General features: G+C 33.0%; 26 protein-coding genes and 1 tRNA gene. 14 read left to right on the forward strand and 13 right to left on the reverse strand.

The features are described from left to right. Positions 1-27: 27 nt before the first annotated feature. Positions 28-843, reverse strand: a complete 816-nt coding sequence (locus BMY33_RS10140) for a carbohydrate-binding protein (RefSeq protein ID WP_091408005.1) — start codon at positions 841-843, stop codon at positions 28-30. A gap of 649 nt (positions 844-1,492) precedes the next feature. On the opposite strand from BMY33_RS10140, the gene BMY33_RS10145 reads away from it, so the two are divergent. The 5 genes from BMY33_RS10145 (at position 1,493) to BMY33_RS10170 (ending at position 6,618) form a co-directional block, all read left to right on the forward strand. Then, complete coding sequence (locus tag BMY33_RS10145; protein ID WP_091408006.1) at positions 1,493-2,221, forward strand: hypothetical protein; 729 nt, start codon at positions 1,493-1,495, stop codon at positions 2,219-2,221. Between the two features lie 645 nt (positions 2,222-2,866). After that, the gene (locus BMY33_RS10155; protein WP_091408010.1) at positions 2,867-3,661 is read left to right on the forward strand and encodes a sensor histidine kinase; all 795 of its coding nucleotides are present in this window, start codon (positions 2,867-2,869) and stop codon (positions 3,659-3,661) included. A 40-nt stretch (positions 3,662-3,701) separates the two neighbouring features. Then, on the forward strand, positions 3,702-4,340 hold the full coding sequence (locus BMY33_RS10160) for a response regulator transcription factor (protein ID WP_091408011.1): 639 nt from the start codon (positions 3,702-3,704) through the stop codon (positions 4,338-4,340). 212 nt (positions 4,341-4,552) lie between these two features. After that, positions 4,553-6,013 carry an RNA polymerase factor sigma-54 gene (gene rpoN / locus BMY33_RS10165; RefSeq protein ID WP_091408013.1) on the forward strand — a complete coding sequence of 487 codons (1,461 nt, stop codon included), beginning with the start codon at positions 4,553-4,555 and terminating at the stop codon, positions 6,011-6,013. Beyond that, positions 6,013-6,618: a hypothetical protein gene (locus BMY33_RS10170; protein WP_091408015.1), complete on the forward strand. Its 606-nt coding sequence runs from the start codon at positions 6,013-6,015 to the stop codon at positions 6,616-6,618. The genes rpoN and BMY33_RS10170 overlap by 1 nt, the downstream gene beginning before the upstream one ends. Here the strand turns inward: BMY33_RS10170 and BMY33_RS10175 are convergent. From BMY33_RS10175 to BMY33_RS10230, 12 genes are all read right to left on the reverse strand, one after another. Further along, on the reverse strand, positions 6,613-7,344 hold the full coding sequence (locus tag BMY33_RS10175; protein ID WP_091408017.1) for a porin family protein: 732 nt from the start codon (positions 7,342-7,344) through the stop codon (positions 6,613-6,615). The two genes, BMY33_RS10170 and BMY33_RS10175, sit on opposite strands and share 6 nt — an antisense overlap. Before the next feature lie 118 nt (positions 7,345-7,462). After that, positions 7,463-7,942 carry an ExbD/TolR family protein gene (locus BMY33_RS10180; protein ID WP_091408019.1) on the reverse strand — a complete coding sequence of 160 codons (480 nt, stop codon included), beginning with the start codon at positions 7,940-7,942 and terminating at the stop codon, positions 7,463-7,465. Between the two features lie 20 nt (positions 7,943-7,962). Then, complete coding sequence (locus tag BMY33_RS10185) at positions 7,963-8,580, reverse strand: ExbD/TolR family protein (protein ID WP_091408021.1); 618 nt, start codon at positions 8,578-8,580, stop codon at positions 7,963-7,965. Between the two features lie 425 nt (positions 8,581-9,005). After that, positions 9,006-9,488 (reverse strand): ExbD/TolR family protein, encoded by a 483-nt coding sequence (locus tag BMY33_RS10190; protein WP_091408023.1) that lies wholly within the window; start codon positions 9,486-9,488, stop codon positions 9,006-9,008. A gap of 21 nt (positions 9,489-9,509) precedes the next feature. Beyond that, positions 9,510-10,118: an ExbD/TolR family protein gene (locus BMY33_RS10195; RefSeq protein ID WP_091408024.1), complete on the reverse strand. Its 609-nt coding sequence runs from the start codon at positions 10,116-10,118 to the stop codon at positions 9,510-9,512. Positions 10,119-10,120: 2 nt separating this feature from the next. Beyond that, positions 10,121-10,615 carry a DUF2569 family protein gene (locus BMY33_RS10200; RefSeq protein ID WP_091408026.1) on the reverse strand — a complete coding sequence of 165 codons (495 nt, stop codon included), beginning with the start codon at positions 10,613-10,615 and terminating at the stop codon, positions 10,121-10,123. A 113-nt stretch (positions 10,616-10,728) separates the two neighbouring features. After that, positions 10,729-11,520, reverse strand: coding sequence for a MotA/TolQ/ExbB proton channel family protein (locus BMY33_RS10205; RefSeq protein WP_091408028.1), 792 nt, complete (start codon positions 11,518-11,520; stop codon positions 10,729-10,731). 82 nt (positions 11,521-11,602) lie between these two features. Continuing rightward, positions 11,603-11,690: transfer RNA gene (locus BMY33_RS10210), tRNA-Ser, on the reverse strand. 67 nt (positions 11,691-11,757) lie between these two features. Next, positions 11,758-12,792: an asparaginase gene (locus BMY33_RS10215; protein WP_091408030.1), complete on the reverse strand. Its 1,035-nt coding sequence runs from the start codon at positions 12,790-12,792 to the stop codon at positions 11,758-11,760. A gap of 59 nt (positions 12,793-12,851) precedes the next feature. Then, positions 12,852-13,640, reverse strand: a complete 789-nt coding sequence (locus BMY33_RS10220; RefSeq protein ID WP_091408032.1) for a TatD family hydrolase — start codon at positions 13,638-13,640, stop codon at positions 12,852-12,854. Positions 13,641-13,743: 103 nt separating this feature from the next. Continuing rightward, the gene (locus BMY33_RS10225; RefSeq protein WP_091408033.1) at positions 13,744-14,484 is read right to left on the reverse strand and encodes a tetratricopeptide repeat protein; all 741 of its coding nucleotides are present in this window, start codon (positions 14,482-14,484) and stop codon (positions 13,744-13,746) included. Beyond that, positions 14,481-15,068, reverse strand: a complete 588-nt coding sequence (locus tag BMY33_RS10230) for an RNA polymerase sigma factor (protein ID WP_091408035.1) — start codon at positions 15,066-15,068, stop codon at positions 14,481-14,483. Before BMY33_RS10230 ends, BMY33_RS10225 begins: the two co-directional genes overlap by 4 nt. Positions 15,069-15,202: 134 nt before the next feature. Between BMY33_RS10230 and BMY33_RS10235 the strand changes: the two genes are divergently transcribed. The 9 genes from BMY33_RS10235 to BMY33_RS10275 form a co-directional block, all read left to right on the forward strand. Next, positions 15,203-16,246 (forward strand): hypothetical protein, encoded by a 1,044-nt coding sequence (locus tag BMY33_RS10235; RefSeq protein ID WP_091408036.1) that lies wholly within the window; start codon positions 15,203-15,205, stop codon positions 16,244-16,246. Between the two features lie 202 nt (positions 16,247-16,448). Next, a complete protein-coding gene (locus BMY33_RS10240; RefSeq protein WP_091408038.1) occupies positions 16,449-17,087 on the forward strand; it encodes a hypothetical protein in 639 nt (212 codons plus the stop codon). Between the two features lie 125 nt (positions 17,088-17,212). Continuing rightward, positions 17,213-19,201 carry a DUF7849 domain-containing protein gene (locus BMY33_RS10245; protein WP_244543001.1) on the forward strand — a complete coding sequence of 663 codons (1,989 nt, stop codon included), beginning with the start codon at positions 17,213-17,215 and terminating at the stop codon, positions 19,199-19,201. Further along, positions 19,182-21,785: a CHAT domain-containing protein gene (locus BMY33_RS10250; RefSeq protein WP_170837056.1), complete on the forward strand. Its 2,604-nt coding sequence runs from the start codon at positions 19,182-19,184 to the stop codon at positions 21,783-21,785. Before BMY33_RS10245 ends, BMY33_RS10250 begins: the two co-directional genes overlap by 20 nt. After that, positions 21,782-22,219, forward strand: coding sequence for a retropepsin-like aspartic protease (locus BMY33_RS10255; protein WP_091408042.1), 438 nt, complete (start codon positions 21,782-21,784; stop codon positions 22,217-22,219). The genes BMY33_RS10250 and BMY33_RS10255 overlap by 4 nt, the downstream gene beginning before the upstream one ends. Positions 22,220-22,441: 222 nt before the next feature. Next, on the forward strand, positions 22,442-23,401 hold the full coding sequence (locus BMY33_RS10260) for a methionyl-tRNA formyltransferase (protein ID WP_091408044.1): 960 nt from the start codon (positions 22,442-22,444) through the stop codon (positions 23,399-23,401). Positions 23,402-23,460: 59 nt separating this feature from the next. Then, a complete protein-coding gene (locus BMY33_RS10265) occupies positions 23,461-24,039 on the forward strand; it encodes a phage tail protein (protein ID WP_091408045.1) in 579 nt (192 codons plus the stop codon). A 21-nt stretch (positions 24,040-24,060) separates the two neighbouring features. Continuing rightward, positions 24,061-24,639, forward strand: a complete 579-nt coding sequence (locus tag BMY33_RS10270) for a phage tail protein (protein WP_091408047.1) — start codon at positions 24,061-24,063, stop codon at positions 24,637-24,639. A gap of 99 nt (positions 24,640-24,738) precedes the next feature. After that, the coding region (locus BMY33_RS10275) for a beta strand repeat-containing protein (protein WP_091408049.1) at positions 24,739-26,546 on the forward strand (1,808 nt) is incomplete at its 3' end.

Below are 26,546 nucleotides of genomic sequence, written 5' to 3' on the forward strand. Positions count from 1 at the left end.
TATAAAAAATTTGTGATTATATAGTTGTTAATAATTTACTTTATTAAGGGTGTAATTATTTCCATAATTATTATCCCAATATTCCTGTCCATTCACTTTATAAATAACAGCAAATTCTATGGCCTGTACTTCTTCCGACACTCTAATCGAAGTACTATAAATATCAACATCAAATTGGTTGGGACTCATTATATAATGTGCATATCCAACTCTAAAATACCTTTGATATGTTAGTGGAACCGTGTTTTTTGTCACCCAACTATCTGTAGTATAAACAACTTCTACAGTACCGGTAGCACCATAATCACGTTTGGCATTTACATTAATCGCAAAAGATGTTCCTGCGAATCTTGTAAAACTTTTATTAACCTCTACACTTTTATCAGGTGATAAGTAACCGCCAGCGTTTACCAACATACTATAATTCTCACCCTTATTATTGTCCCAGTATATTTCTCCGTTTACGGTATACTTTACCACAAAATCAGTATTGAAAATCTCATAATCTGGAGTAACCTCTCCAACCCATATCTCCTCATCATCCCCAATTGATTGTTCATAGCTTAGTGGAATATCCAACCAATTCCCATCATTTGTTTGATGATGAATAGCAACCTCTTTTTGATAGGCCAAATTCTTAACCTTTACTTTAAATTTCCTTTGATAGTTTATCTGCACAGGACTGCTTCTATTCGCTGTCCATGCGCTCAATAATTTCACGTTGTCTGAATCATCTTTTGAGGATAGTTCAATTGATTCCATTTCAGAATCCACAGTATCTATATCTGATGTACAAGAATACAGTCCAAGGATTACACTAAGCATTATATAAATTTTTCTCATGATTGCGGTTTTAAGTTTTTGTTGTTAAAATAATAATTGCAAAAAATACTTTTCGAAAAGTTTAGTTCTTAGCTTTTGCAGCTACTATGAAGTAAGCGAAGAAAAATTTCCTTAACAATTTCAGAAGATATTTTTAACATATTTTTTAACGAAAAACGTTTTCGGAAAAATTAAACTTTAACCTTTTTTTGTGCTTTGTTTTTTTGGAATTATGAAGTGTGATAATTTTTTCCATTTAAATGAGAAAGCCACTGTTCATATCGAAAATATTTCGTTTTAATTTCGAAAATATTTAGTACTCATATCCCACAAAAGTTATCAATACGAAAACAAAAAAAGATTGTAGTTGAGAGATACCTTAACGTAAGTAGGTTTTAAAAAAACCACCGTTATTCCCCTTTTTATCCGAGGGGTGTTTCCCCCTTTTTAACAAAACCATTGAGCTACTCCAATTCACCAAAAAACTTCGAAACACATTGTAATTCAATATTTTGTTCGGTTTAATCTGTAATTGTAGTCGTTCTAAATTTTTTAAAACTATTTAAAATGGTATTTTTAAATCTCAAAGCTTAACAAAAGTTAAGTCTTAACTAACTAATATTTTGGTTTTAACCAAAATCACACAAATTCTTATTAAACCTATCAAAAAATGAAACTACAAACCAACCCTATCAAAAAGTATCTGATGATTGTCTTTGCATGTTTATCAGTAATTTCTTGTAAAGATACTGTGCAAACCAACTCAGCAGAGCTAGAAAAATTTACAAACACTATCAAACAAAAAGATAGTATTATTAATGAATTACAGAAACAATTAGGCAACATCACTAATGACAAACGGACTCCTGAAAACATCATTCAGTCGGATTTCGCTAAGAAAATTTATCATTTATATAATGACAGAGAAGATTTAATCAACAAAGTTGTTGGAAAAGACGGAATAGGAGAACCATTTAAGGCAACACGATCTCTGTTTTATGACATCGATGAATTACAAAAGTACATCCGATACGTAAAAATAAAGTCTCGTAGAGCAGGAGAAAAACCATCTGGATTCCGGTTTTATTTTGCATTGTATCCAGAAGATTATATCCGTAATAAAACAAATAAACGATATGCAAAACGACAAACTTTTTTCATTGCACCTACCAAAGCAGTTAAAGATGTAGCAGGAAACATAGAACACGTAGGATATACCCTGGACAACAATTTTAAGGTAGAATTATTAACCGAAAAAATTGGACTGGATAGTAGAATGGACAAAGATGGAAATATCCAAAAAGGAAGCTTTTTTAGCTTTAATACCGCGATAGAGGATGAAGAAAATAGTTTGATTGCTAATGAATTAACTGGATCACCTCCAAAAGGAAAACAATAGTAAAACAAAAATGAGTTTAAGTAATGAGTTTTTAAATATCTTAATGAAAATCGGTATTGGAGTAGAAACAACAACCGCTATTTTTGCTACAATCTATTATTACAAATATAAAAATACGGTTTTACTAAAATATTTTATTTATTTACTATGGTACATAGTATTCAATGAATTACTAGGGTATTACATAAGGTCATTAGATCTTAAAAATGCAATTATTCATAATATTTACAACTTAGTAAATTTCACTTACTTGTTATTATTATACAGACATCATTTTAAAAACAAAAAAAACAAAAAAGCAGCAGTAATTTTTATTGTTTTGTACATTTTAACTTTTATAATTAATGGTTTTTTCGAAAATTATTTAATAGAACATCAAAGGTTTCCATACATAATTGCTGCAATATTTTTAGTAATAACTATTTTACTATACTTTTTTGAAATCTTAAATTCAGAGCAGGTTCTACATGCTAAAAAGAATCTGCTCATTTGGATAAGTTTTGGACTATTGATCTACTTTGTAGGGAATCTCCCTTTTAGAATTTTAAGAAATTATTATTTAGAATTGACCGATGCTACAATACATTTTTTAGTAATATTCACTTTAACAGTTATAATGCATTTCTGTTTTATTATTGGGTTTATATGGAGCAACAGGAAACAGCAATATTAATAGCCACTACAGTACTTGTAGTATTGGTAATATTAATTCTAACACTTTTTTGGGTGTTCCAACGAAGAAAGAACAGTTTATTGCTACAACAAAAAGAAGCTGAAAAAAAGTTTGAGCGGGCTATTGCGGAGACGCAAATAGAAATCCGAGAAGAAACTTTGCGTAATATCAGTTGGGAATTACACGATAATATTGGTCAACTCCTTACCTTAGCAAAAATACAAGTAGATGTTGCCAAAGAAGATACCGAGAAACTTCCTGAAGTTACGGAAACAATTACTAAAAGTCTCACGGAATTAAGGGCATTATCTAAGTTGATCAACCCAGATGCTATCAAAAGCTTAAGTCTAACAGAAGCAATCGCGCTAGAGGTAGAACGTTTTAATAGATTACAATTTATAGAAGCTACCTTAAGTAGCAATACCGAGGTAAGAACGCTAGATAATAAAGCAGAAATTATCATTTTTAGAATATTACAAGAGTTTTTCAGTAATACTATCAAACATTCTAAAGCCTCTAAACTTATGGTCAATGTTCGTTATAGTAAAGATAAATTAGTAATCCAAGCTAAAGATGATGGTGTAGGATTTGACATGAATGATTTAAAATCTCGACAGAATGTTGGTATCGGATTATGTAATATGCAAAATAGAGGAAAATTAATAAACGCAGAAGTAAGCCTAGATTCTGCTAAAGGAAAAGGAACAGCCATCAACTTGACCTATTATTATAAAAAATTAGTAACAGAAGAGGAAGACAACTTATAACAAAGCCAACAAATAAGCTTTTCACACAAAACACGTACCCATGAAATACTCAGTAGTTATTGTAGAAGATCATATCCTATTATCACAGGCGTTAGCCGGGTTAGTAAATGGATTTTCTAAATTCAAAATATTATATCTGTGCAAAAACGGACGAGAGCTACTCACTAGGTTAAAAGATCCTAAAAACATCCCAGACATTGTGCTCATGGACATTAACATGCCAATTATGAATGGTATTGAAACCACTATTGCATTAAAAGAAGAACATCCACAAGTAAATGTTCTGGCACTTTCTGTAGAAGAGGATGAAAAAACAATCCTTAAAATGCTTCGCGCTGGCGCCAAAGGATATTTACTAAAAGACACAGAAAAAAGTATTTTAGAAAATGCATTAGTCGAAGTACAAGAAACAGGTTTCTATCACACCAAAGATGTCACTAATTTATTACTTGGGTCTTTAAATCCAAAAAAAGAAAACAAGGTGGTACTAAAAGAGCGTGAAATGGAATTTATCAAACACGCCTGTACCGAAAAGACGTATAAAGAAATAGCCAGCGATATGTGTCTTAGTCCGAAAACCATAGAAGGCTATCGAGATTCTATTTTTGAAAAACTACATTTAAAAAACAGAACCGGCTTGGTTATCTACGCTATAAAAAATAAAATTTTTATCCCTTAATTTTTCAAATACTTTACTTTATAAGTGATAAAAAAAAACTTCTTAATTTAGGTGACAAATCGATTTTGGCGCGTTTATTGATCAATTGCATGAAACAGTTTTGTACGACATATACTAAACTAGCATCTTTTTTAATAAACTAACCATCGATTACCTACAGAAATACGCTGTATTTTGTTTATTTTTGTGAGTATAAGAACATTGATATTTTTATGCTAAAGCAACAACTAAATTTTAAACTTTCTCAAAAACTTTCTCCCCAACAAATACAGTTGATGAAGCTAATTCAGCTTCCGACTCAAGCTTTTGAACAACGTTTAAAGCAAGAAATGGAAGAAAATCCTGCTCTTGATAGTGGTAAGGAAAAAGCAGATGAATATGAAGATAACTTTAGTAATGAGAATACAGCTGAAGATGATTATGGTAATGAAAAAATAGAAACAGATATTAATGTCGATGAATACCTTAGTGATGATGAAATACCTAGTTATCGATTAAGCTCTAACAATTACAGTGTTGATGATGAAGAAAAAAATGTTCCATATGCATCAGGAACATCATTTCACCAACATCTAGTAAATCAATTGAACACCTATCGATTTGACACTGAAGAACGAGAAATTGCGGAATTTTTAGTAGGGAGTATTGATGAAAGTGGTTATATCAGAAGATCCGTAGCAGATATTTTAGATGACCTTGCTTTTACACAAAACGTATATACGACAGAGGAAAAAATCGAAAGCATTTTCAAAACGGTTCACCAATTAGATCCCGCAGGTGTTGGCGCAAGAAACCTTCAGGAATGCTTGCTAATTCAATTAAACAGAAAAGAAACCACCATACCTATCAAACTAGCAACGCTAATCTTAGAGAAATCGTTTGATCACTTTAGTAAAAAACATTACGAGAAGCTTTTGACAAAATTTGATATCACAGAAGATATATTAAAAGAAGCAATCGAAGAAATTGAAAACCTAAACCCAAAACCAGGTGGAGCATATGCAGGAAATAATAAGCTTATAGAGCATGTAGTACCTGATTTTACTATTAGAATTTCAGAAGGTGAGTTAGAACTTACGCTTAATGGTCGTAATGCCCCAGAACTGCACGTATCCAGAGAATACAACAACATGCTTCAAGGCTATAAAGCCAGTAAAGAAAAATCTAAATCTCAGAAGGATGCTGTAATGTTTATCAAACAGAAGCTCGATGCTGCCAAATGGTTTATTGAAGCTGTTAAACAGAGACAGCAAACGCTTTTTTTAACGATGAGTGCAATAATGCACTATCAACAAAGTTATTTCTTAAGTGGAGACGAGCGTAATCTTAAACCAATGATCCTAAAAGATATTGCAGATGAGATTGACATGGACGTAAGTACAGTTTCTAGAGTAGCTAACAGTAAATATGTAGACACTCCTTACGGTACTAAATTAATTAAAGAATTTTTCTCTGAGTCTATGACCAATGATCAAGGAGAAGAAGTTTCTACAAGAGAAATTAAAAAAATACTGGAAATTACAATAGGGGAAGAAGACAAGAAAAAACCACTAACCGACGAGAAGTTAGCAAAAATCCTAAAAGAAAAAGGATATCCTATTGCCAGAAGAACTGTAGCCAAGTACAGAGAACAATTAGATATTCCTGTTGCCAGGCTACGAAAAAAGATTTAATGAACTTTTTACTAAAAAGTATTTCATACATTTTTCACCCTATACTGATGCCTATAGCGGGCTCGGTGATTTATTTTATTACCGCACCTAGATTTATCCCTGAGAACATAATTCAAGCAAAAATTTTTGGTTTGGTTGTGGTCACCATACTTATTCCTATTGTACTTTATTTTTTTCTACGAACAATTGGTGTTATTACCTCTATTCATTTAGAGGATGTAAAGCAACGCAAAATTCCTTTGCTCTTACAATCGTTGATACTCCTTTTAGTAATTAAAATGATTATTGATGCCTATAATTATCCAGAATTATATTTTTTCTTCCTTGGTACTTTGCTATCCTCTTTAAGTGCCATTTTTATAGTCTTTTTTGGCATAAAAGCTAGTTTACATATGATCGGTTCAGGAGCAGTAACTATGTTCACAATCGCATTAAGTATTCATTTTGAAATAAACCTTATACTTCTTATTGCCGCTATGATTTTCGCGAATGGCTTAGTGGCCACGTCAAGATTACATTACAAAGCGCATACTAATCTCGAACTTACACTAGGGTTTCTGATAGGCGTGATTCCACAATTAACCTTAATTAATTTATGGTTATAGAATATAGAACATCAATCCTATTTTAGCAGTAGTAAGGCCAACTTCCTCATTTCCAATTCTTGCATTATTATTAAATAGAGGATTCAAGCTATAATAAAAATGAAAATTAAAAGTGTTCCAACCAAAAGTAAATGTCGCTCCTACCCTCCACCGATTTAATTCATCTATTTTGGTTTGTCTAACCTGATTACCTGGTTGTTCAAATTTGGCATCAAAATAATACAGATACCCTATTCTGAGTCCAGTATAAATTCTCCAAAATTTATGCGTATCAGGTACCGAAGTTCTCCATCTAAACTCTAATGGCGACTCTACTAAATGAGTAATAAATTTATTTTTATCATAATCAACTCCATCTAGACTGCTAAAAATACTCTGACCAGAGTCTAGATCTTCACCTATAAAAAGGTTTTGTCCGTAGGTATTTACAGAATACCCTAACCCTAATCCGATAGCAATATTTCTTTTCTTATTTATTGGCATATCTCTAGTATACCCTAAATGAAGGCCGCCAGAAAATCCAGATTGACTTACTCCTGAAGGCGTATTCCAAAGTAGATTAAAGGTGAAACCAGCATAAAACTGATCTTCTCTATACAAAGAATCTAACACCTCTTCTTTTTGCAAATTAATCAAATTTACCTCTTGCGCATAACCAGAACTTACAGCAAAGAGTGCAAACACTACTACCAATAATAGCTTAACTTGATTAACATATTTCCACATTCGACTCATATAGTTTACTAAAATAAATCTATTTCTTCAGAAATAATGATACTTTTTAAAAAAGAATAGGAATTCCATGAGTACTCATGGAATTCCCACAAAACACTTCTCTTTTATATCATTCTAAATTCTTAATTGCATCACCTGAGCGTGTCGTATAATTAATTTTGAGCATACGAACAGATCTCAACTCATTTTTAATATCTCCAACAAGACCCATTTTAGTATTCTTATCCACCTTTAATGCAGTGGTTAGATAAGGTCTTAATTCTTTTGGTTTCGATTTCATTTCTTCTAAAACAAAAGGCTTAATCTCTCTAATATCTGCAAACTTATCATTAAGCTGAACTCTTGCCTCGGTACCTACATTTTTATATCTAGAACTAGGTTTACCCGCATATATATGTATAACCATATTTTTTTTATCCAACTTCTCAATTTGATCTGCGTATGGTAATTCATTTTTAACGATCAAGGTATCTTTGCGCATTACCGTTGCAACCATAAAAAAGAATAGCAACATAAAAACTATATCTGGCAGAGATGCAGTTGAAATGACTGGTAGAGTTGCTTTTTGTTTATTTTTAAATATAGACATAATCAATAGTTTTTAAATTATTATAATGCTGCAGTAACTGGTTCAGCTTCTGAAAGTTTTTCTGGATACATCAACCTTATTTGCTTAATCTGATCCTTTAGCAACTCTTTATTACCAGAATAACTACCATCCTTCAGGTATGCTTTCATCAATTTAAAAGACATTCCGTAGATCCTAAGAGCATCTCTATCCCTCAACTCCTCATATGCACTTATGAGCTCATTCTGAACCGCTATATAAGTCTCATAATTAGTTTCCCTACTATTTACAAGAGAAATTACTGCTTTATCAGGGTTGTCCGATGATTTCGGATCCCGTGCTCCTTTACAATAGTTACAATACTCTTTTTCTACTCCTCCTCCATTATCCAAGAAAGCTATTGCGGCAGTTTTTAACTCCTTTAATGCTAAAGGTTTCTTCTCCACAAATAACTGATTCAACTGATTCAACTCTACTCTAAATAAATTTTTCTCTTTAATAAGAATATTAGTCTGTAGATCCTCAGGTGGAGGAGGTAGTCTTTTACTAATACCATAATCAGTCTCAATGGTAGTGCTTACTAAAAAAAAGATCAATAATAAAAAGGCGATATCCGCCATAGATCCCGCGTTTACTTCTGGTGCTAATCTTCTAGCCATAATAATTCATATTTAGTTAATAATTACTTACTAAATCAAAAGTGATATTATGAAAGACAAGCATTTTGCCAACCTTACTACATTGAGGTATAAAACCTAAATAGTAGTAATTCATATAAAATATTAATTAGACAATAACCGCATATTTCTATCAATTCAATATCACTATTTGGAAGGTTAGATATTGATCATATGAACAGATCACAGTTATAACAATAGCAACAATTGTTATGCCATTATGGTATACAACTAGAGAAGAAAAATAAAAAACTATAAATATGCAAATACAAATAGCTAGTAAAACCATATGCAGATCATATTGATCCTATAAGCGCAGAAGAATTAGTGTTAGTGTATTGAGAGGGAAAACAAAAAGCCTGCTCTAAGAGCAGGCTTTTTAATATATTAAAGTAAGTCTTTAACCGTTACTGTATGTTACCGGTAGCTTCACCTTGTCTTGTGGTGTAATTAATTTTCAGCGCTTGAACTTCTCTCAATTCTTTTTTAATATCGCCAACAAGACCCATATTCGTTTCTGAATCTACTTTTAAAGCAGTAATAAGAAAAGGAACCTCTTCTTCTCTTTTAGCAGCTCTTTCTGCCAAAATAAAAGGTTTGATATCACTTACCTCAGCAAATTTATCATTTAACTGAATTCTTGCCTGAGTACCTGCACTTGCAGCATATCTCGAACTAGGTTTTCCAGCATAAATATACATTACCAAGTTTTTCTTATCTAACTTTTCTGTCTGATCAGCTTGAGGTAATCTATTTTCTATTTTTAGATTATTCTCCCTCATTACTGTTGCAACCATAAAGAAAAACAGTAACATAAATACGATATCTGGTAAAGACGCTGTTGAAATAGCGGGTAATTCACCACCTTTTTTCTTTTTAAACTTAGACATAATTACGTTTTTATGTTTTACTTATTTCTTTGGTTCTGCTTCAGATAGCTTCTCAGGAAACATTAACTGTATTTGCTTAATCTGATCCTTAAGCCTATCCTTACTCCCTGAGTAATTCACATCCTTAAGTTCTGATTCCATTTGAGAAAATGACTTCCCATACAGACGTTCTGATTCTCTATTCCTTAGTTCGGTGTAGGCTGCAACCAATTCATTTTGCACAGCTATATAGGTACCATAACTAGTTTCCCTATTATTACGTAAAGAAATTACCGCTTTCTCAGGGTTATCTGAAGAACTCGGACTTTTCTCTCCTTTACAGTAGCTACACGCTTCATCACCGCTTCCACCACCATTATCTAAGAAAGCAACAGCTGCAGCACGTAAATCCTCCAATTTCATTGGAGCTTCCTCTACTAAAAGGTCATTATTCTTATTCAATTCTACTACAAAAATATTTTTTTGCTTAAGGATTGGAGGCTCAACGGTTTCATCTAAAGGCGGTGGTAACTTACGACTAATACCTCTATCCGTATCAATGGTTGTAGTAACCAAGAAGAATATAAGAAGTAAAAATGCAATATCCGCCATAGATCCAGCGTTAACCTCAGGTGCTGATCTTCTTGCCATAATTATTTACCTATTAATTTTTTAACTCCAGATAATGCCATCATACCGACAGCAATAGCTGCTAAAAAGTAGAAAGCATAAATACCTGTTCCTACTAGTTTAGATCCACTCGCAGAAAGCACTTCTCCGTCTTTCATTGGTGTTTCTACTCCTTCAGCCATAACATAACCTATAGCTATCACTACTAAAAAAGCAACGATTCCTATACCAGCCTTCTTTAAACCTGCAGGGTTTTTAGCTAATGCTGAAAAAACGGCAATTAAAGTTGCTATTACAATAATAACAAATATTACTAATGTAAGATTATACATAGGGCTAACCAATGAAGTAGCTTCTGCAAAAGCTGATGAAGAAGTATCTTTTACCAAATCTTTCGCTTCTGTAATACCATAGTTATCCATAAGTGTTGTAAAATTACCATTCATTAAGAACAATAATACCGCACCTATTGCACCTACTGCGAGAACAACATATGATAATATTTTTGAAATTTTCATGTGACTAATTTTTTACTGGGTCATCATTATTCATAATAACCATATAATTAAATAATAAATGTTTTTATACTCTATTGATTTTATTATCTGAAATAAAATCTAAAAGGCATTTATTATTTTTTGTTTTTGTAAGCTACTAACATATCGATTAAAGTAATCGATGCATCTTCCATATCATTTACTATACTATCGATCTTAGCGATAATGTAGTTATAAAAAACCTGAAGAATAATTGCAACAATAAGTCCAAATACCGTAGTAAGAAGTGCTACTTTAATACCTCCTGCCACAAGTGATGGCTGCATATCTCCTGCTGCTTCAATTTTATCAAATGCATCAATCATACCAATTACTGTACCCATAAACCCAAGCATTGGCGCAAGTGCTATAAATAAAGAAACCCAAGATACATTCTTCTCTAATTGTCCCATTTGAACACCTCCGTAAGCAACAACTGCTTTTTCCGCAGCATCAATACTTTCGTCAGCTCTATCAAGACCTTGATAGTATATAGATGCAACAGGTCCTTTTGTATTTCTACAAACTTCCTTTGCTGCTTCTACTCCACCACTATTAAGAGCGTCTTCTACATTTTGTTGAAGTTTCTTACTATTAGTAGTAGATAAATTTAAAAAGATAATTCTTTCAATTGCTATCGCAAGACCAAGAATCAAACATAAAAGAACGATTCCCATAAAGCTAGGACCTCCTTCTATAAAACGTTTTTTCAGGTTTTGGTGAAAGGATTCCTCTGCTGCAGGCTCATCTGCATCCTGAATAGTTGTTGTTACTGGAGCAATTAATAATTGCACGTTTGCCGTTAACTGGGCTGGAGCAGTGGCTGCTTGTATATTTCCAAAAGCCATTACTGTTGCGATTGCCAGAATAGAAAATAGTCTTTTCATTGCGCTGATTCTTAATTTTAATTAGTTAAAGGGTTAAAGATAAAAAAATATTACAAAATTTATTAAAAATTTAATAATAATGCAGAGAGGAAGGGATTCGAACCCTCGATACGCTTTTGACGTATACACACTTTCCAGGCGTGCGCCTTCGACCACTCGGCCACCTCTCTATTAATTTTTTGCCTAAAATGGTTGAGCAAATAACAAAAAAAATGTTAACTACTAAAATTTGGGGCGTTAATTTTCTGACATTTCACCCCGCAAAGAAGTTTCATAAATGGTTTTGAGGACTTTAAGTGGTAATTTTTCTCCTAACAAATACATCAGTTTTGCTATTGCAGCCTCTGTAGTTATATCTTTTCCGGATATAACGCCCGCTTTTTTTAGCGCTACACTCGTATCATACTTACCCATTTCTACACTACCACCTACGCATTGTGTTACATTTACAACAGGTATTCCTTTCTTTATTAGATCAGAAACAATATCTAAAAACCATGATTTAGTAGTTGTATTACCCGACCCGTAGGTCTCAATAATAGCCCCTTTTATAGATTCTGAAGAAAAAATACTTTGTAAAATAGCCTCATTTATCCCAGGAAACATTTTAATCACAACAATATTATTATCAAAATGTGTATGATACACCATTTTTTTTCTACGATTTGTTACACGCAAAAAAGAAGTATTCACTTTTAGATGAACTCCAGACTCTACCAACGTGGGATAATTAAGTGATTGAAATGCCTTAAAATGCTCAGCATTTATCTTAGTCGTTCTATTAGCTCTTAATAATTTGTATTCAAAATACAAACCAACTTCAGTTATTACCGGTTTTCCTTTCTTTTGTAAAGCAGCGATCTGAACTGCAGTTATTAAATTCTCTTTAGCATCAGTTCTTAAATCACCAATTGGTAGCTGAGAGCCTGTAAAAATAATTGGTTTCCCTAAATTTTCAAACATAAAACTAACAGCAGAAGCTGTATACGACATTGTATCACTACCATGTAATACAACAAATCCATCATATGTTTCATAATTGCTATTAATAATACCACCTAATTCTTTCCAACGCTCTACATCCATATCCGAAGAATCAATTGGTTCTTTGAAACTTTTAGTTTCAATATTACAATCCAGTTGCTTTAATTCAGGTATATTCAGCAATAACTCATCAAAATCAAAAGCCACTAAAGCCCCTGTTTCAAAATTTTTAACCATACCGATAGTACCTCCGGTATAAATCAATAATATATTAGGTGAAATCTTCATTGCAAAACTTACATTTATTAGTCTAACAAATGAACAAAATTTAAATTAAAACACATTCACTATATTCTGAATATATCCTTAGAATTTTTAGTAGTTACCCTCGCAATTTCTTCTGGGGATTTCTTGTAAATATCACAAAGTTTTTCGACAACCTGAATTAAATAGGAAGTCTCATTTCGTTTACCTCTAAAGGGAACTGGTGCTAAATAAGGAGCATCCGTTTCTAATACTATATGATCTAGAGAAAATTCATTTAAGAATTTATCTATTTTTCCATTTTTAAATGTTACAACACCTCCAATACCTAATTTCATGTTATATCCGATAGCTCGTCGGGCATCCTCAATTGTACCCGTAAAACAGTGAAATATCCCAAACAAATCTTCTCCTTTTTCAGACTCCAATACTTCGAAAACCTCTTCAAAAGCATCTCTACAATGAATTACAATAGGTAATTTATATTTTTTAGCTAGTTTAATTTGACATCTAAATGCTTCTTGCTGTTGTTTAAGAAACGTTTTATCCCAATATAAATCTATCCCAATCTCTCCTATAGCATAAAATTTAAGATCGCTTTCATTATCCAAACGTTTTTTTATTTCTTCTTCTACATGTTGAAGTTCTACATTATAATTTTCTTTAACATGAGTAGGATGTAATCCCATCATAAGAAATACATTGTTAGGATATTTTTTTTCGATGTCGTACATAGATTGTGTATACCCAGAATCAATAGCGGGAACAAAAAAACGTTCGACTCCAGCAGAAATTGCTCTTTGCATCATTTCATCTCGATCTTCTTCAAAAGATTCACTGTAAATATGAGTATGTGTATCAGTAAGTATCATGCCGCAAAAGTAACCAAAATTTGCACATTCAATTTGGCGTTTCCATATTAAAACAAACAGTTATTTCTAATGAATAAATAGCTCATCAATAATTCTAAAAAAATTATATTTTCTTAAGTAATTTTTGCGCTTGCTGATAGTCCTCAGCTTCATTAGGTAATAATTCTAATAGCACCTTACATTTATCTTTTTTTCCCTGTTTTAATTGATTTAAGGCTTCAAACCAAGTAGCTCTATATTTATAAACCGATGTCCCTTTTTGCAGTTTACCAAAAACTTCAGATGCTTTATCATATTTATTCTGCTCTACCAAAGCAATCCCTAAATAAAAACTATATTCAGAGTTATCATCATTGTTTTTCAATAACTCAGAAAGATATTTTTCAGCTTCTAAATAATTCTTAGAATTAAAAGTTTTCTCAGCTTTTTTAATCAATTCACCTCCACTACTTCTCTCTATAATTGACAGTTCTGGTATCGATGCAAAATCGTTATATGAGGCATCATTCTCATTGAAAGCCATATAAACCCCTAAAAGAATTGCTACACTAGCAGCAACAGCATATGTCCAAGAAGGAATTTTTATTACTTTGTACTCTTTTTTTAATGGCTTCTTTTCGAAAAATGAATTACTGATGTTTTTTAAATTTTTCTCTAAATCGGATCTTTCTTCCTCTACATTAAGATTAGTCTCTAGATAAGAACTCCATTCTTGATAGAGTCTAAATTCTTCAGCTATAGATTCGTCTTCTCTTAAGATTCTAGACAACACTTCTTGTTCTTTTACAGAGAGCCCACCGCTAATTTTGCGTTCAAAAAGCTCGTATTTTTCTTCTGGGGTCATAACAAGTTTTTTATTTTATTATACTTAGGAGAGCTTTGCATCATCTTTGTTAATTTACCTATACATAAGGATTTCTTTTTTCTTACATATCCATAAGATTGCCCTAATTTTTCAGCTACTTTTTCCATCGATTTTATGGCAAAAGTAGCTTTCAACAATTCTTTACAGGTATTACCTAATTGATCAAATACTTCAACAAAAAGTGCATTTCTAGCTTCAAAAACCAAAGTATCTTCAGCTTGTTGCAAACTCTCATCATCAATAGATACAACCTCTTCATTAATTGTTACCTTATTAACAGAATTCTTTTTTAACTCATTAAGCCATTTCCTCTTACAAAGCAAAAAGAAATACGCATCGAAAGGACAGGTAAGCACTAATTTTTTTTCTTTAGCTTGATTATATATTGTTATCAACGTTTCCTGAATGATATCTTGCGCTTTGGAATCATCACCACTATTCTTCTTTATATAGCTAACCACTTTTGGCGCAAATTTTCGATACATCTCATTAAGCAGTATACTATCATTATTCAATAGAGCCTGTATATATTTTTGATCTGAATGTGCTTGGTTTTTTTCCATAAACGATTTGTCCGGACAACTAAATTAAAAAAGTTTTTAAGAAAATGGGTAACAAAAAACCAATGGTGTTGATATGAAGATGTAAATAACAAAAATTAGAAAGTCCGAAAACGGATATTTAAAACTAAAAAAACATGAAAACAAATAGTACAACAATTACTTTACTGAATAATAGTAAGAAGGTAAAACAGACAATGATCAATTTTTTACTTTTAGGGTTCTCTATCCTATTACTTACCAGTTGTAGTAAAAATGATGATAACGATATTATCGTTACTCAACCAATTTTAGGAGGATTAGAATTACAAACTGAAATAACAGAAAACCGTGATGAAGCATTACAAATTTTCACACTAAACTCTGGTGGTGCTGGAGAAGTGTATGGTGAAGATGGAACCATTTTATATTTTCCTGCTAACAGTTTTTTAGACCAAAATGGAGACCCTGTAACGGGTGTAGTTACTATAGAACTAATAGAAATCTATGACAAAGCTAAAATGCTACTTACCAAAATGCCTACTAACGGAAAGCGCCCTAATGGAGATGTAGAAACACTAGTGTCGGGTGGTGAGTTTTATATAAATGCAACTCAAAATAATGAACAATTAGAGCTCGCAAATGATTTCATGCTTTTTGCTCCAGCTGATGAATTTGACGAAGACATGTCAATATTTAATGGGCAAGATAATGATTGTGACGGTGATGAATTACAATGTGATATCGTTTGGGAAGAGGATGAACAAGCAGGTTTAGAACCAATACAAAGAGAAGGCCCTAACGGCGAAGGAGTGAGCGGATATGGAGGTTTCCTTAGCAACTTTGGATGGACAAATATTGATCGTTGGTATAACGATGCAAGGCCAAAAACGTTATTACAAGTGGATGTACCAGAAGGATTCGACAACACCAATAGCAATGTGTATGTATCTTATGACGGAGAACCAACTGCTCTAGCTTTATTAGACATTTATGATCCTGAAACAGGTCTTTTCTCTGAACATTATGGTTTAATCCCTATAGGATTAGAAGTTCATATCATTTTTGTATCTGTTCAAGATGATCAATATGTCTACGCAATCCAAGGAGTTACTATTGAAGAAAATCATCTAGAAATAATTGGAACAACAAATACAGGAACCGAATCAGAATTAGTAGCATTAATAAACGATCTCCCGTAAAACATCTCACACTGGAATATGCATATTAGGTAATGGGGGTTACAGCAAATTTCAGCAAAAATTCCGGAAGGGCTTACTTTCCGGAATTTTAATTTTTAAGGCCATAATATTACACTTAAAACAATAAAAAAGAACAAACCTGAGGTAACAAAAAAACAGCATCATTTATATAATAGTATAAACCCTTAAAAAAACAGATATTATGAAAACAAAAGACACTTTAAGACACAATATTATTAACAGAGTTTTTAAAGGAACCTTAATAAAGCTTTTTACACTATTCTCCTTTTTACTTCTAACCATTTCTTGCGATACAGATAATGACCCAACAAATAATATATGTGAGGACTATTATGTCAATAACTTTATAACTACTGCTTTTTCTAATGCTAACAATTACGATGATCTACCCGAATTTATGGATTTGGAAACTCATGAATATGTAATAAAAATAAATGCAGATGGCGAAATTTGCTCTGTTGGGTACCAAAATCCAAGTACGTATAATGGAGATTATACTATAGAGGTTATAAATACCACAAGTCTTAATAGCTATTCGGGAACTCATACTTTCTCTCAAGGACAGTTAGATTACCAATCTATTACTCCTGTTATTGTATCCTCTGGTGATATAATTACAGTTAAAAGGACAATTATGCAAGGATATCCGAACCTCGACGCCACATTAGGACGTGTATTAAGACCTTCCAATTTTTCTACTGTTCCCTTTCCTATTACTCAAGGTACCGTAGAATTCTTGTCTTCTAATTTCTATGGAGCAGGTGGACCGGTAAATAACATTGCGATGCCATATATCGGATTAGGCTTTAAAGCTGATTAAAGTATTAACTTATTTAAAACAATAAATTCTGGGATGGTTTACCTTCCAGAATTTTAATTCACTAACTGATATAATTTAATCTCGTTTAACTTTTTGATTATCTTTAGTAACACTAACAACAAATCATGAATAGATTTTCGGCTTTATTTATAATGATATGCCTCCCTTTTTTCTGCATTGGACAAATACTGACCAATGACACAATCCCTAGAATAGCGCCAATATCTTATGAAATCCAAGGCAATCAAGTAATTTACGGAGCACAAATGCCTCCTCTTAATCAAATCGCAGGAGCTCCAAAGGCTTTTTACACATATTACTGGGAATTTGGAGATGGTACTTATAGTTTTAAAGAAAAACCAGCGCATTCATACAAAAAAAATGAAACCTACGCAGTTAAATTATGGGCCACAAATAATTACGACAATGGAAAACCACCTATTAGCAGGCCAAAATCTATAAAGGTTACTGACGCAGAAGACGAAGCTTCTCTTGAAAACGCATCTTCATTTAAAGAAGATGAAGATTTATTATTAAAAAGAAATCGTGAACCGATTCCGAATCAAGAAATGGTTTTTATCACTAGTTACAAAAACAACAATAATTATATTTCTAACGGAAAACTATATCTGTTCTATAACGATCGCCAATTCAAAAATGATAATTTCATAATAGAAGATACTCGATTGCATCACGAGGAACGAATTACACCGTTAGATCTTATCTCATTGAATCTTCCAGAAAATGACATTCATACCTTATTAGCCTCTAACAGTAGTTCGGTTTTGTATAAAAGAACGCTTATTGCACAAGACACTACCAAACGAAAAAACCTACCACTTACATTAGAAGAATCAAAAACTTTATATCGAAATTACCAAATAATAGAATTTGACAACATGAAACCTGGTGAAGAACGTAACATCTTCCGTACAATCAAAACGACTCCAGAAATGATTAAAGACACTAGTGCAATTGTTACTCTAAGAAGTGTTTATGTTCCAGATAACAATTTTGACAACCACACTGTAAAAGATACTGAAATGGAAATTGTAACCTCACATGATCCTAACAAAATGTCTTCTAATGGCTGGTTAATGAATTATCGATTGGTACGATTTAAAAGATTAAAATTCAAAGTACGATTTCAGAATAACGGAGAAGGCCCTGCTAACACTATTAAGCTAGAAGTTGACACTCCTGAAATGTTTGACAAATCTACTTTGGAAATCGATAGTATGTATCCCGAATGTCCAATTTGCCCAAAAGAACGAGAGGTAAACTACAGTTGCTTAGATACAATCCTAAAAAAGGATAAAATTATTTTCCAATTTAATAAAATCTATCTTCCTGGAAGTGAACAAAAAAATGTGGAAGAAATTGATTCTACTAAAGGCTTTGTAAAATACTCTATGAAATTTGGTAAACGCTTTCATAAAAAGAAGACTCGAAGTAGAACTTCAATTTACTTTGACAAAAATGAGCCTATTATTACCAATTATGCCACCACCAGATTCTCCCCAGGAATTTCTATAGGAGCCAAAGCTGGGTACATTTTAGTTCCCGAACTAAACAATCAAAGAGAGTACTTTATTGGGGCAACATTATCTCCATTTAAATCCTATCGAGCTTATTATCAAGCAGAGTTACTGGTTTCTGCATCTTCATTTGATGAAATAAGAAATTTCGAAACTAGATCTACACAAGCCAATGGAATAGAAAACCTTATTGAATTCTCAGAGGCAAACAAGTACAATAATATCTCATTATATCTAATACCCGCCTCTTATCGATATAACTTCAATAATTTATTTGCTATTGGAGCAGGAATTCAGTTAAAACTAGATCTTACAAGTACAAATGATCAAGAAACAACAGGTACAGGGTTTATTATTGAAGGACAAGGTCAAGGACAAATAATCACTCCCGATCGGGATTTAGATTCCTTTACCATTCAAAAATTAGATGACACTATAACCAATTTTCAAACAGGAGTCTTTATCGGAATGAATCTGGGAGCTGTAAGAATTGGACCAAGCCTTGGTGTCAGATATGTTTATAATTTTGATACCCCAAACTCTCAAATTCAATTCTATGGAATTTGGAAATTCTAGAAGTGTTATTTTACTTTTTATTTATCTGTATTTTGGAAATCCCATCCTTTATTCACAGCAAAAAACCAATACTTCTGAGTTTTTATACAATCAATTGGACAATTTTCTTTCGGATCCTAACACTTCTAATTTAAATAGATTAACTAAAATAATTAGTACCAAAGAAAACCAACTACAGACTACCGAAGACAAATTAGCCTGGATTATCACTAATACAAATATCGGTTACTATAACACTCGGTTTAGCAATCTGCCAACGGCAATAATATATTATGAAAAAGCCTGGAAAGTTTTTCTTAACAACGACATAAAAGGTTATGATATTATTGAAAACTGTTTACAACCTTTAGGTAATTTATATCTTAAAATTGGCGACCTACAAAAAGCAAAAAACACAATAACTAGTTATTTATATCTAGCAGAGCAGCAGCAAAATTTGCCTCAAATAATTTCTGCGATTACCAACTTATCCATTGCATATAATAATCAGAGTAATTACCAACAAGCCATCAAAATACTTCAAAAGGGAGAAAAAATTGCTTCTGAAAATGTAAATATCCTAACCAATTTAGCAACAAATTATTTAGATATTGGCGCAACAGAACAAGCCAGAAATTATGCGCTAAAGGTAATATCTATTGATGCTTCGCAAACAAATGCTTATCAAATATTAGCCGCAATTGAATTAGAAAGTAAAAATTCCCAAAATGCCCAATATTATATTAATAAAGCAAAAACTCAACTATTAAAAAAACCAAATACCTCAACCAGAGACCTTGCAAAATTACAATTAGCTTATATCGACATATTACTTTCTAAATCCTCATTTATCGAAGCAATGGATATTGTAAAAGAAATTTACAGCATCCTTTTACCCTCGCATTCTCAAAAAACTGATATTCCCAAAAAGGAACATCTTATAGCTGACAAAATCCTTCTTAAAACTATAGATCTACAGGCATACATTTATAAACAACTAAACAATCCAATTTCAGCAATTCAGTCTTATGAAACTGCTTTTCTGGTAAATTCCAAATTAAACACCGCATATCCATTACAAGACACAAAAATCATTCAACACGGTCAAAATCGAAATAGAACTGAAAAATACATAGATATCTTATACTCTTTATACACAAAAACCAGAGACATAAATTATCTATATAAAGCTTTTGAAGCGGCTGACAATTCTAAAGCTCCTTTTGTAAACCAAGCACAATTATCAAAACAGTTACTATCTTCCTATAAAAATGATTCAATAGTTAAGAAAAACGCTCAACTAACGTATCAACTTGCATCTTATGAAACGAGCATTCTAAGAGAAAGACAACAAGGAGATAAGGCCGATATCAAAAAAATTCAACAATGGAATACTCTTCATAATAACAAATCCATTGAAATCAAGGAATTAACCAATGTATTAAAAGAAAAGTATCCTAAATTATTATCTACACATAAAACAGTATCTATTATAAATCTTCAGAAAAAACTAAAACAAGATGATATCACACTGATCGAATATTTCTTCGGAAAAGAAACCATTTATCAGTTTAAAATTGATGCTCACTCTATAGATTTACAAACAATAGGTATTAGTGAAAATTTAAGGAAAATTACTCAAGATTACATCGCCTACTTCAATAGCCCTTCAGTCATTAACAATGATATAAAAGAGTTTTCAGAAAGTAGTTTTAAAATATATAAAACTCTTAAAATCCCCAACGCCAAAAAGATAATGATAATCCCCGATGGGCTATTGAATTTTATTCCTTTTGAAACTTTACTTACAAAAAAAACCACTGCTTTAAATTTCCAAAACATGCCCTTTTTATTAAAATCAAGTGTTTTGATTTATGAAAATTCTGCAAGTAAATATTCAAGAGCTATTACAAAAAAAAATAATGATATAAGCATCTTAGGCATATTTCCTGTTTTTGAAAAAACCGATATCGAACTCCCTTTTTCAATCAAAGAACAACAATATATTGAACAACAATTTAGTGGTACATTTTTGAAGCAGGAAAGCGCAACATATACTAACTTTCTTAATGAATCAAAAAAACATCCTATTTTACATCTATCAACTCACGCAGAAGCCGGAAACTTTTCCAGACCCGCTTCTATACAATTTAGAGATCAAGTAATACCGGTAAATCAATTATATGGACTAAATTTAGAAACGGAGCTAGTCGTTCTTAGTGCCTGCGAAACAGGTGTAGGATCTATAATTTCTGGGGAAGGGCCTTTGAGTATAGGTAGAGGATTTCAATATGCAGGAGTTCCTAATGTACTATTTTCATTATGGATGGTAAATGACAAAACTACTTCAGAACTCATGGGATATTTTTATAAGAACTTACAGCTTTCACGTTCGAATGTCGAAGGATTGCATAAAGGAAAATTAGATTACCTCAATTCTGAAAAAATATCTAATGCCCAAAAATCTCCATATTACTGGGCAGCATTTATTTATTACGGCTCATACCAAGCACCAACCCATTACAATTATAACTGGGTCTGGATAACAGGTGTTTTCTTATTAATTATACTATTTTTGTTTGTGATTCGACAAAAAATAAAATGACAACATTACGCCAATTCCTACTTAACAAAGAATACCATCGTATTAGACTTGTATATACTAAAACCAATCATTTTGAAGTAAAAGCAATGCTTAATGGTATAGAAGGAAATTTTATTTTAGATACGGGAGCATCAAATTCTTGTGTAGGTTTTGATGCGGTAGAAAAATTCAATCTCTTTGCTCAAGATAGCGATGTAAAAGCCGCTGGTGCTGGAGCTACCGATATGCTTACTCAACTTTCTAAAAAAAACACCTTACAATTAGGGAAATGGTCGAAAAATAACGTTTCACTTGTTTTATTTGATCTAACACACGTAAACACTGCCTTAATAGCTCATAAAGCCGAACCTGTAGACGGTATAATAGGTGCTGATGTTTTAAAAAGAGGAAAAGCAGTAATTGATTACGAACGAAAGTGCGTATACTTAAAATAACCTACCATTCCACTTATTAGATCATTTTTCTCTACTACATATTTCTCTGATTGACTTAACCAATCTTCCTAAACTTTCTTAAAACAAGAGTATACCCCAAAGTATTTTCGCTACAAGCCATTACCTAATAGCATTTTTCCAAATTCAGGTGATTCTACGTATAGCATATTTTTTATTCTCCACATAACTTTGATCCAAAGGGAAAACTACAACTATATATTTATGAAAATAATTCTCATAGGAGCATTTCCAATTTGTCTCTCCGTATACAAATACCTTTCGAAAAACGAATTATTAAACGCTGTATGTTTTGAAGAATCAGCGGGACAAAACACAAACAACCTTTGGTCTTCTCTTATACAAAAAGAAGGATATGAAACATATAATATCAACAAACAAAATATCCATATCGATTTTAAAAAATGGTTAATTAAAAAAAGTCCAGATCTAGTAATCGTCTGTGGCTTCTCAATTAAGATCCCAAAAGAAGTATTATCCATACCAACCTATGGTTTCTTAAATATTCATTTCGGGAAATTACCAGAAAACAAAGGCCCAAATCCATTATTCTGGTCAATAAAACAAGGAAAGAAAGAAACAATTATTACCATTCATAAAATGGATAAAGATTGGGATACTGGTAACATTTTAATCGAACAACCAGTTCCTATTATTCCTGGAGAAACAGTAGGGATGGTAAATTCTAAAATGAGCAACATGCTTGGAGAACTATCTCAAAAAGCGATTGAATTAGTGAAAAAACCTTCGAATTACAAACCTCAGTCTGATCACAACAAAAACTACTACCATCGACCAGATGAAAAAGACACTACAATATCCTGGGAAACACAAACAGCTGATGAAATAGAACAATTAATCAATGCTTGTAATCCTAAATACGGTGGAGCAACCACTTACTACCAAGGATCACCGATAAAAATAATAGAAGTTTCTCCGGTAGATAGTCAACCCATATTTGGTAAAACCGCTGGAGAAATTGTGCATGCACATCCTCAAGAAGGACTATATGTATACTGCAAATACGGGAAAATATTAAGAATAAATATAATCAGCTCGGATGCAGGTGTTTTATCAGGAGTAAAATTCGTTCATCTCGGAGTGCAACAGGGGCATTATTTCACCAACAATATAGCATATAAACAGCGTAGTGTTGTCTCATAAACAACAACTATATAACAGACAATAATCAAACCAAATTATTAATCTTAAATCAATACAACATGGAAGGATACACTTCAGAAATACGTTTATGGGGACCAAATTGGGCTCCAAGAAACTGGGCACTTTGTAATGGTCAATTATTATCCATCGCTCAGAACACAGCATTGTTTTCCTTAATAGGAACTATCTATGGAGGGGATGGGAGAACTTCTTTTGCATTACCCGACTTGAGAGGTCGCGTACCAATTGGTCCTGGTCAAGGAATAGGATTATCTCTACGCCGAGAAGGACAAAAAGGGGGAACAGAAATTAACACATTGAATGTGACACAAATTCCATCACATACTCATGGTGTGATCATTAACAATCCTGGAGAAATCGCTATACCTATTAATACATCGTCTGGAGATGAAGATGAATCGAATCCTGGAGCAGGAGTTTTAGCAAATACTGGAGCAGACAATTATGCAAGTTCGCCAACAGCAAATGCTAGTTATGCTGGTGCTAATATCCCTGTATCCGGATCACAAATTGACATAGGAAATACCGGTGGGAATCAGTCAATTAATAACATGCAACCATATCTGGGGGTTAATTACGTCATATGTCTTCAGGGAACTTTTCCGTCTAGAAGCTAATCTTTAAAACTTTAAAAAATTATGGAAGGATACATTTCAGAAATTCGTTTATGGGGTCCCAACTGGGCTCCAAGAAGTTGGGCCTTGTGTCATGGACAACTATTACCAGTCTCGCAGAATAATGCTTTATTTTCTTTGATAGGAACTATCTATGGTGGTGATGGCAGAACTACATTCGCACTACCTGACTTAAGAGGACGAATACCGATTGGGCCAGGAAATGGCCCAGGATTATCTCCGTATAGCGAAGGACAAACGGGTGGTTCCGAAATAAACACATTGAATGTTACTCAATTACCAATTCATACGCATAATGTAATTATTAATAATGCTGGAGAGATCGCGATCCCGGTTAATACCGCGTCAGGAGATGAAGATGAATCAAATCCTGGGGCAGGAGTTTTAGCAAATACCGGAGCAGACAATTATGCAAGTTCGCCAACAACAAATGCTAGCTATGCGGGTGCTAATATCCCTGTATCCGGATCACAAATTGATATTGGAAATACCGGCGGAAGTCAACCTATTGGAAACATACAGCCCTTTTTAGGTTTAAACTATATTATCTGTCTTCAAGGAATTTACCCCTCCAGAAGCTAATCTTTAAAAAAAAAGAGAATATTCCCTTTCTCTTTTTTTTTCCTTAACTTGTTTCAAAGAATTTTTCTAAAATTATTTATGTAACAAAACTACTAACGAATGAAACTATTCAATTTTAAAACAATTACATTATTCTTCTTTATCCAATTTTTCCTTTCATCAATTTACGCACAAGTTCAAGACGGAATTATTGATGATCCGGGTGACATTGCTTTTGTAGCATTTCACGATAATGATGATGGTTTTTCATTTTTATTTCTTGATGATTGTCCGGCAGGAACCGAAATAAGATTTACTGATGAAGGGTGGAATGGATCTGCATTCAACTCTACAACCGCTGAAGGAGAAGTATTATGGATTAATGATACTGGAAATACAATTGCTGCTGGTATTGTAATAGACATTACTGATGCGGATGACAATACTGCGGGAATACAAGCCTCTCTAGGAACAGCAACCGAAGATGATTTAGGATTTACAACAGGTGTTTCAAATGAACAAATTTATGCAATAACTGGAACTAGAGCTATGCCAGGAATCTTTTTAGCCTTCGTTGGAGACACAGATGACGGGGCAACGCCTGCCTCTCTTGCAGGCACAGGTTTAGTAGCTGGCTCTACAGCACTTATTATTTTAGATAATGAAGGATATTATACCGGAAGTTTAAATTGCAATGGTACGATCGGAGAATGCTCAACTATGATTAATGATATCAACAACTGGACACTTGGAAGCTTTAATTTCCCTACAGATGTTCCTAATACCTTTGCAGGAAGTGTTTTTAGTTCAAACACCGCCCCAACAGCAACTAGTTTTACAGCATCTCCCGGTCCTGTAGAAAATGCGGTATATACATTTGCCACTGCTAATTTCGGCTACAATGATACCGATAGCGATCCTTTAAACAATCTTTTAATAGAGATAGTTCCAACAGCAGGAACGCTATATGTGGATGCTAACAACAGTGATACCTTTGATGGGGGTGAAGAACTTACAAATGGTTCCACAGTATCTTTAGCAAACTTAAATGCAGGTAACTTACAATACATCCAAAATGGATCAACCAATACTTCTTTTCAATTTGAGGTTAATGATGGCACAGAAAATAGTACTGGGAATTATGTAGCCACTTTAAACGTGACAGCTTTATCTTCAATCACTGTGAACGACCCAACTGTTTCAGAAGGAGATGCTGGAACTGCTACATTGCAATATACTGTAAGCTTAGATCAAGCCGCATCTGGTACAATTACTGTAGATGTAGCTACAAGCAATGGTACAGCAACTGCTGGATCAGATTATACAGCTTTGGGAACGACTACGGTAACTTTTAATGCGGGAGAGACCAATAAAACAGTAGATGTAACTGTAAGTGGAGATACCACTTTGGAAGTTGATGAGACCATTAACTTAAACCTTACCAATGCTACAGGAACATCAACTATTACGGATGCTACTGGAGTAGGAACTATCACCAACGATGATAGTGCTACTGTAACCATTGCAGATGTCTCTGTAAATGAAAACGATGGAACAGCTACAATAACACTTACGCTAGATAATGCAGTAGATGGTGGATTTGATGTGGATCTATCTACAGCTGATGGAACAGCAACCACTGCAGATGGTGATTATACTGCAGTAACTTCTGCAACAGAGACCTTTGCAGGAACCGCCAGTGAAACACAGACATTTACAATAACTCTTGGAGGAGATACCAAGGTAGAAGCAGATGAGACGGTTTCCATCTCTATGAGTGGACTATCTCCAGCAACGGTAGCATCTGGAGACATCGATATTACCGACGGAGCTACTTTGACAATTAATAATGATGATCAAGCTACTGTAACGATAGCCGATGTAAGCGGTAATGAAAATGATGGTGCTATTACAGTAACCGTAACTCT

This window comes from Aquimarina amphilecti, from assembly GCF_900109375.1.
Taxonomy (GTDB): Bacteria; Bacteroidota; Bacteroidia; order Flavobacteriales; family Flavobacteriaceae; genus Aquimarina; species Aquimarina amphilecti.

Bases quoted from the DNA above. Each gene is read 5' to 3' on its own strand.
- BMY33_RS10140 (WP_091408005.1), bottom strand. From the start codon at position 843: ATGAGAAAAATTTATATAATGCTTAGTGTAATCCTTGGACTGTATTCT.
- BMY33_RS10145 (WP_091408006.1), top strand. From the start codon at position 1,493: ATGAAACTACAAACCAACCCTATCAAAAAGTATCTGATGATTGTCTTT.
- BMY33_RS10155 (WP_091408010.1), top strand. From the start codon at position 2,867: ATGGAGCAACAGGAAACAGCAATATTAATAGCCACTACAGTACTTGTA.
- BMY33_RS10160 (WP_091408011.1), top strand. From the start codon at position 3,702: ATGAAATACTCAGTAGTTATTGTAGAAGATCATATCCTATTATCACAG.
- rpoN (WP_091408013.1), top strand. From the start codon at position 4,553: ATGCTAAAGCAACAACTAAATTTTAAACTTTCTCAAAAACTTTCTCCC.
- BMY33_RS10170 (WP_091408015.1), top strand. From the start codon at position 6,013: ATGAACTTTTTACTAAAAAGTATTTCATACATTTTTCACCCTATACTG.
- BMY33_RS10175 (WP_091408017.1), bottom strand. From the start codon at position 7,344: ATGTGGAAATATGTTAATCAAGTTAAGCTATTATTGGTAGTAGTGTTT.
- BMY33_RS10180 (WP_091408019.1), bottom strand. From the start codon at position 7,942: ATGTCTATATTTAAAAATAAACAAAAAGCAACTCTACCAGTCATTTCA.
- BMY33_RS10185 (WP_091408021.1), bottom strand. From the start codon at position 8,580: ATGGCTAGAAGATTAGCACCAGAAGTAAACGCGGGATCTATGGCGGAT.
- BMY33_RS10190 (WP_091408023.1), bottom strand. From the start codon at position 9,488: ATGTCTAAGTTTAAAAAGAAAAAAGGTGGTGAATTACCCGCTATTTCA.
- BMY33_RS10195 (WP_091408024.1), bottom strand. From the start codon at position 10,118: ATGGCAAGAAGATCAGCACCTGAGGTTAACGCTGGATCTATGGCGGAT.
- BMY33_RS10200 (WP_091408026.1), bottom strand. From the start codon at position 10,615: ATGAAAATTTCAAAAATATTATCATATGTTGTTCTCGCAGTAGGTGCA.
- BMY33_RS10205 (WP_091408028.1), bottom strand. From the start codon at position 11,520: ATGAAAAGACTATTTTCTATTCTGGCAATCGCAACAGTAATGGCTTTT.
- BMY33_RS10215 (WP_091408030.1), bottom strand. From the start codon at position 12,792: ATGAAGATTTCACCTAATATATTATTGATTTATACCGGAGGTACTATC.
- BMY33_RS10220 (WP_091408032.1), bottom strand. From the start codon at position 13,640: ATGATACTTACTGATACACATACTCATATTTACAGTGAATCTTTTGAA.
- BMY33_RS10225 (WP_091408033.1), bottom strand. From the start codon at position 14,484: ATGACCCCAGAAGAAAAATACGAGCTTTTTGAACGCAAAATTAGCGGT.
- BMY33_RS10230 (WP_091408035.1), bottom strand. From the start codon at position 15,068: ATGGAAAAAAACCAAGCACATTCAGATCAAAAATATATACAGGCTCTA.
- BMY33_RS10235 (WP_091408036.1), top strand. From the start codon at position 15,203: ATGAAAACAAATAGTACAACAATTACTTTACTGAATAATAGTAAGAAG.
- BMY33_RS10240 (WP_091408038.1), top strand. From the start codon at position 16,449: ATGAAAACAAAAGACACTTTAAGACACAATATTATTAACAGAGTTTTT.
- BMY33_RS10245 (WP_244543001.1), top strand. From the start codon at position 17,213: ATGAATAGATTTTCGGCTTTATTTATAATGATATGCCTCCCTTTTTTC.
- BMY33_RS10250 (WP_170837056.1), top strand. From the start codon at position 19,182: ATGGAATTTGGAAATTCTAGAAGTGTTATTTTACTTTTTATTTATCTG.
- BMY33_RS10255 (WP_091408042.1), top strand. From the start codon at position 21,782: ATGACAACATTACGCCAATTCCTACTTAACAAAGAATACCATCGTATT.
- BMY33_RS10260 (WP_091408044.1), top strand. From the start codon at position 22,442: ATGAAAATAATTCTCATAGGAGCATTTCCAATTTGTCTCTCCGTATAC.
- BMY33_RS10265 (WP_091408045.1), top strand. From the start codon at position 23,461: ATGGAAGGATACACTTCAGAAATACGTTTATGGGGACCAAATTGGGCT.
- BMY33_RS10270 (WP_091408047.1), top strand. From the start codon at position 24,061: ATGGAAGGATACATTTCAGAAATTCGTTTATGGGGTCCCAACTGGGCT.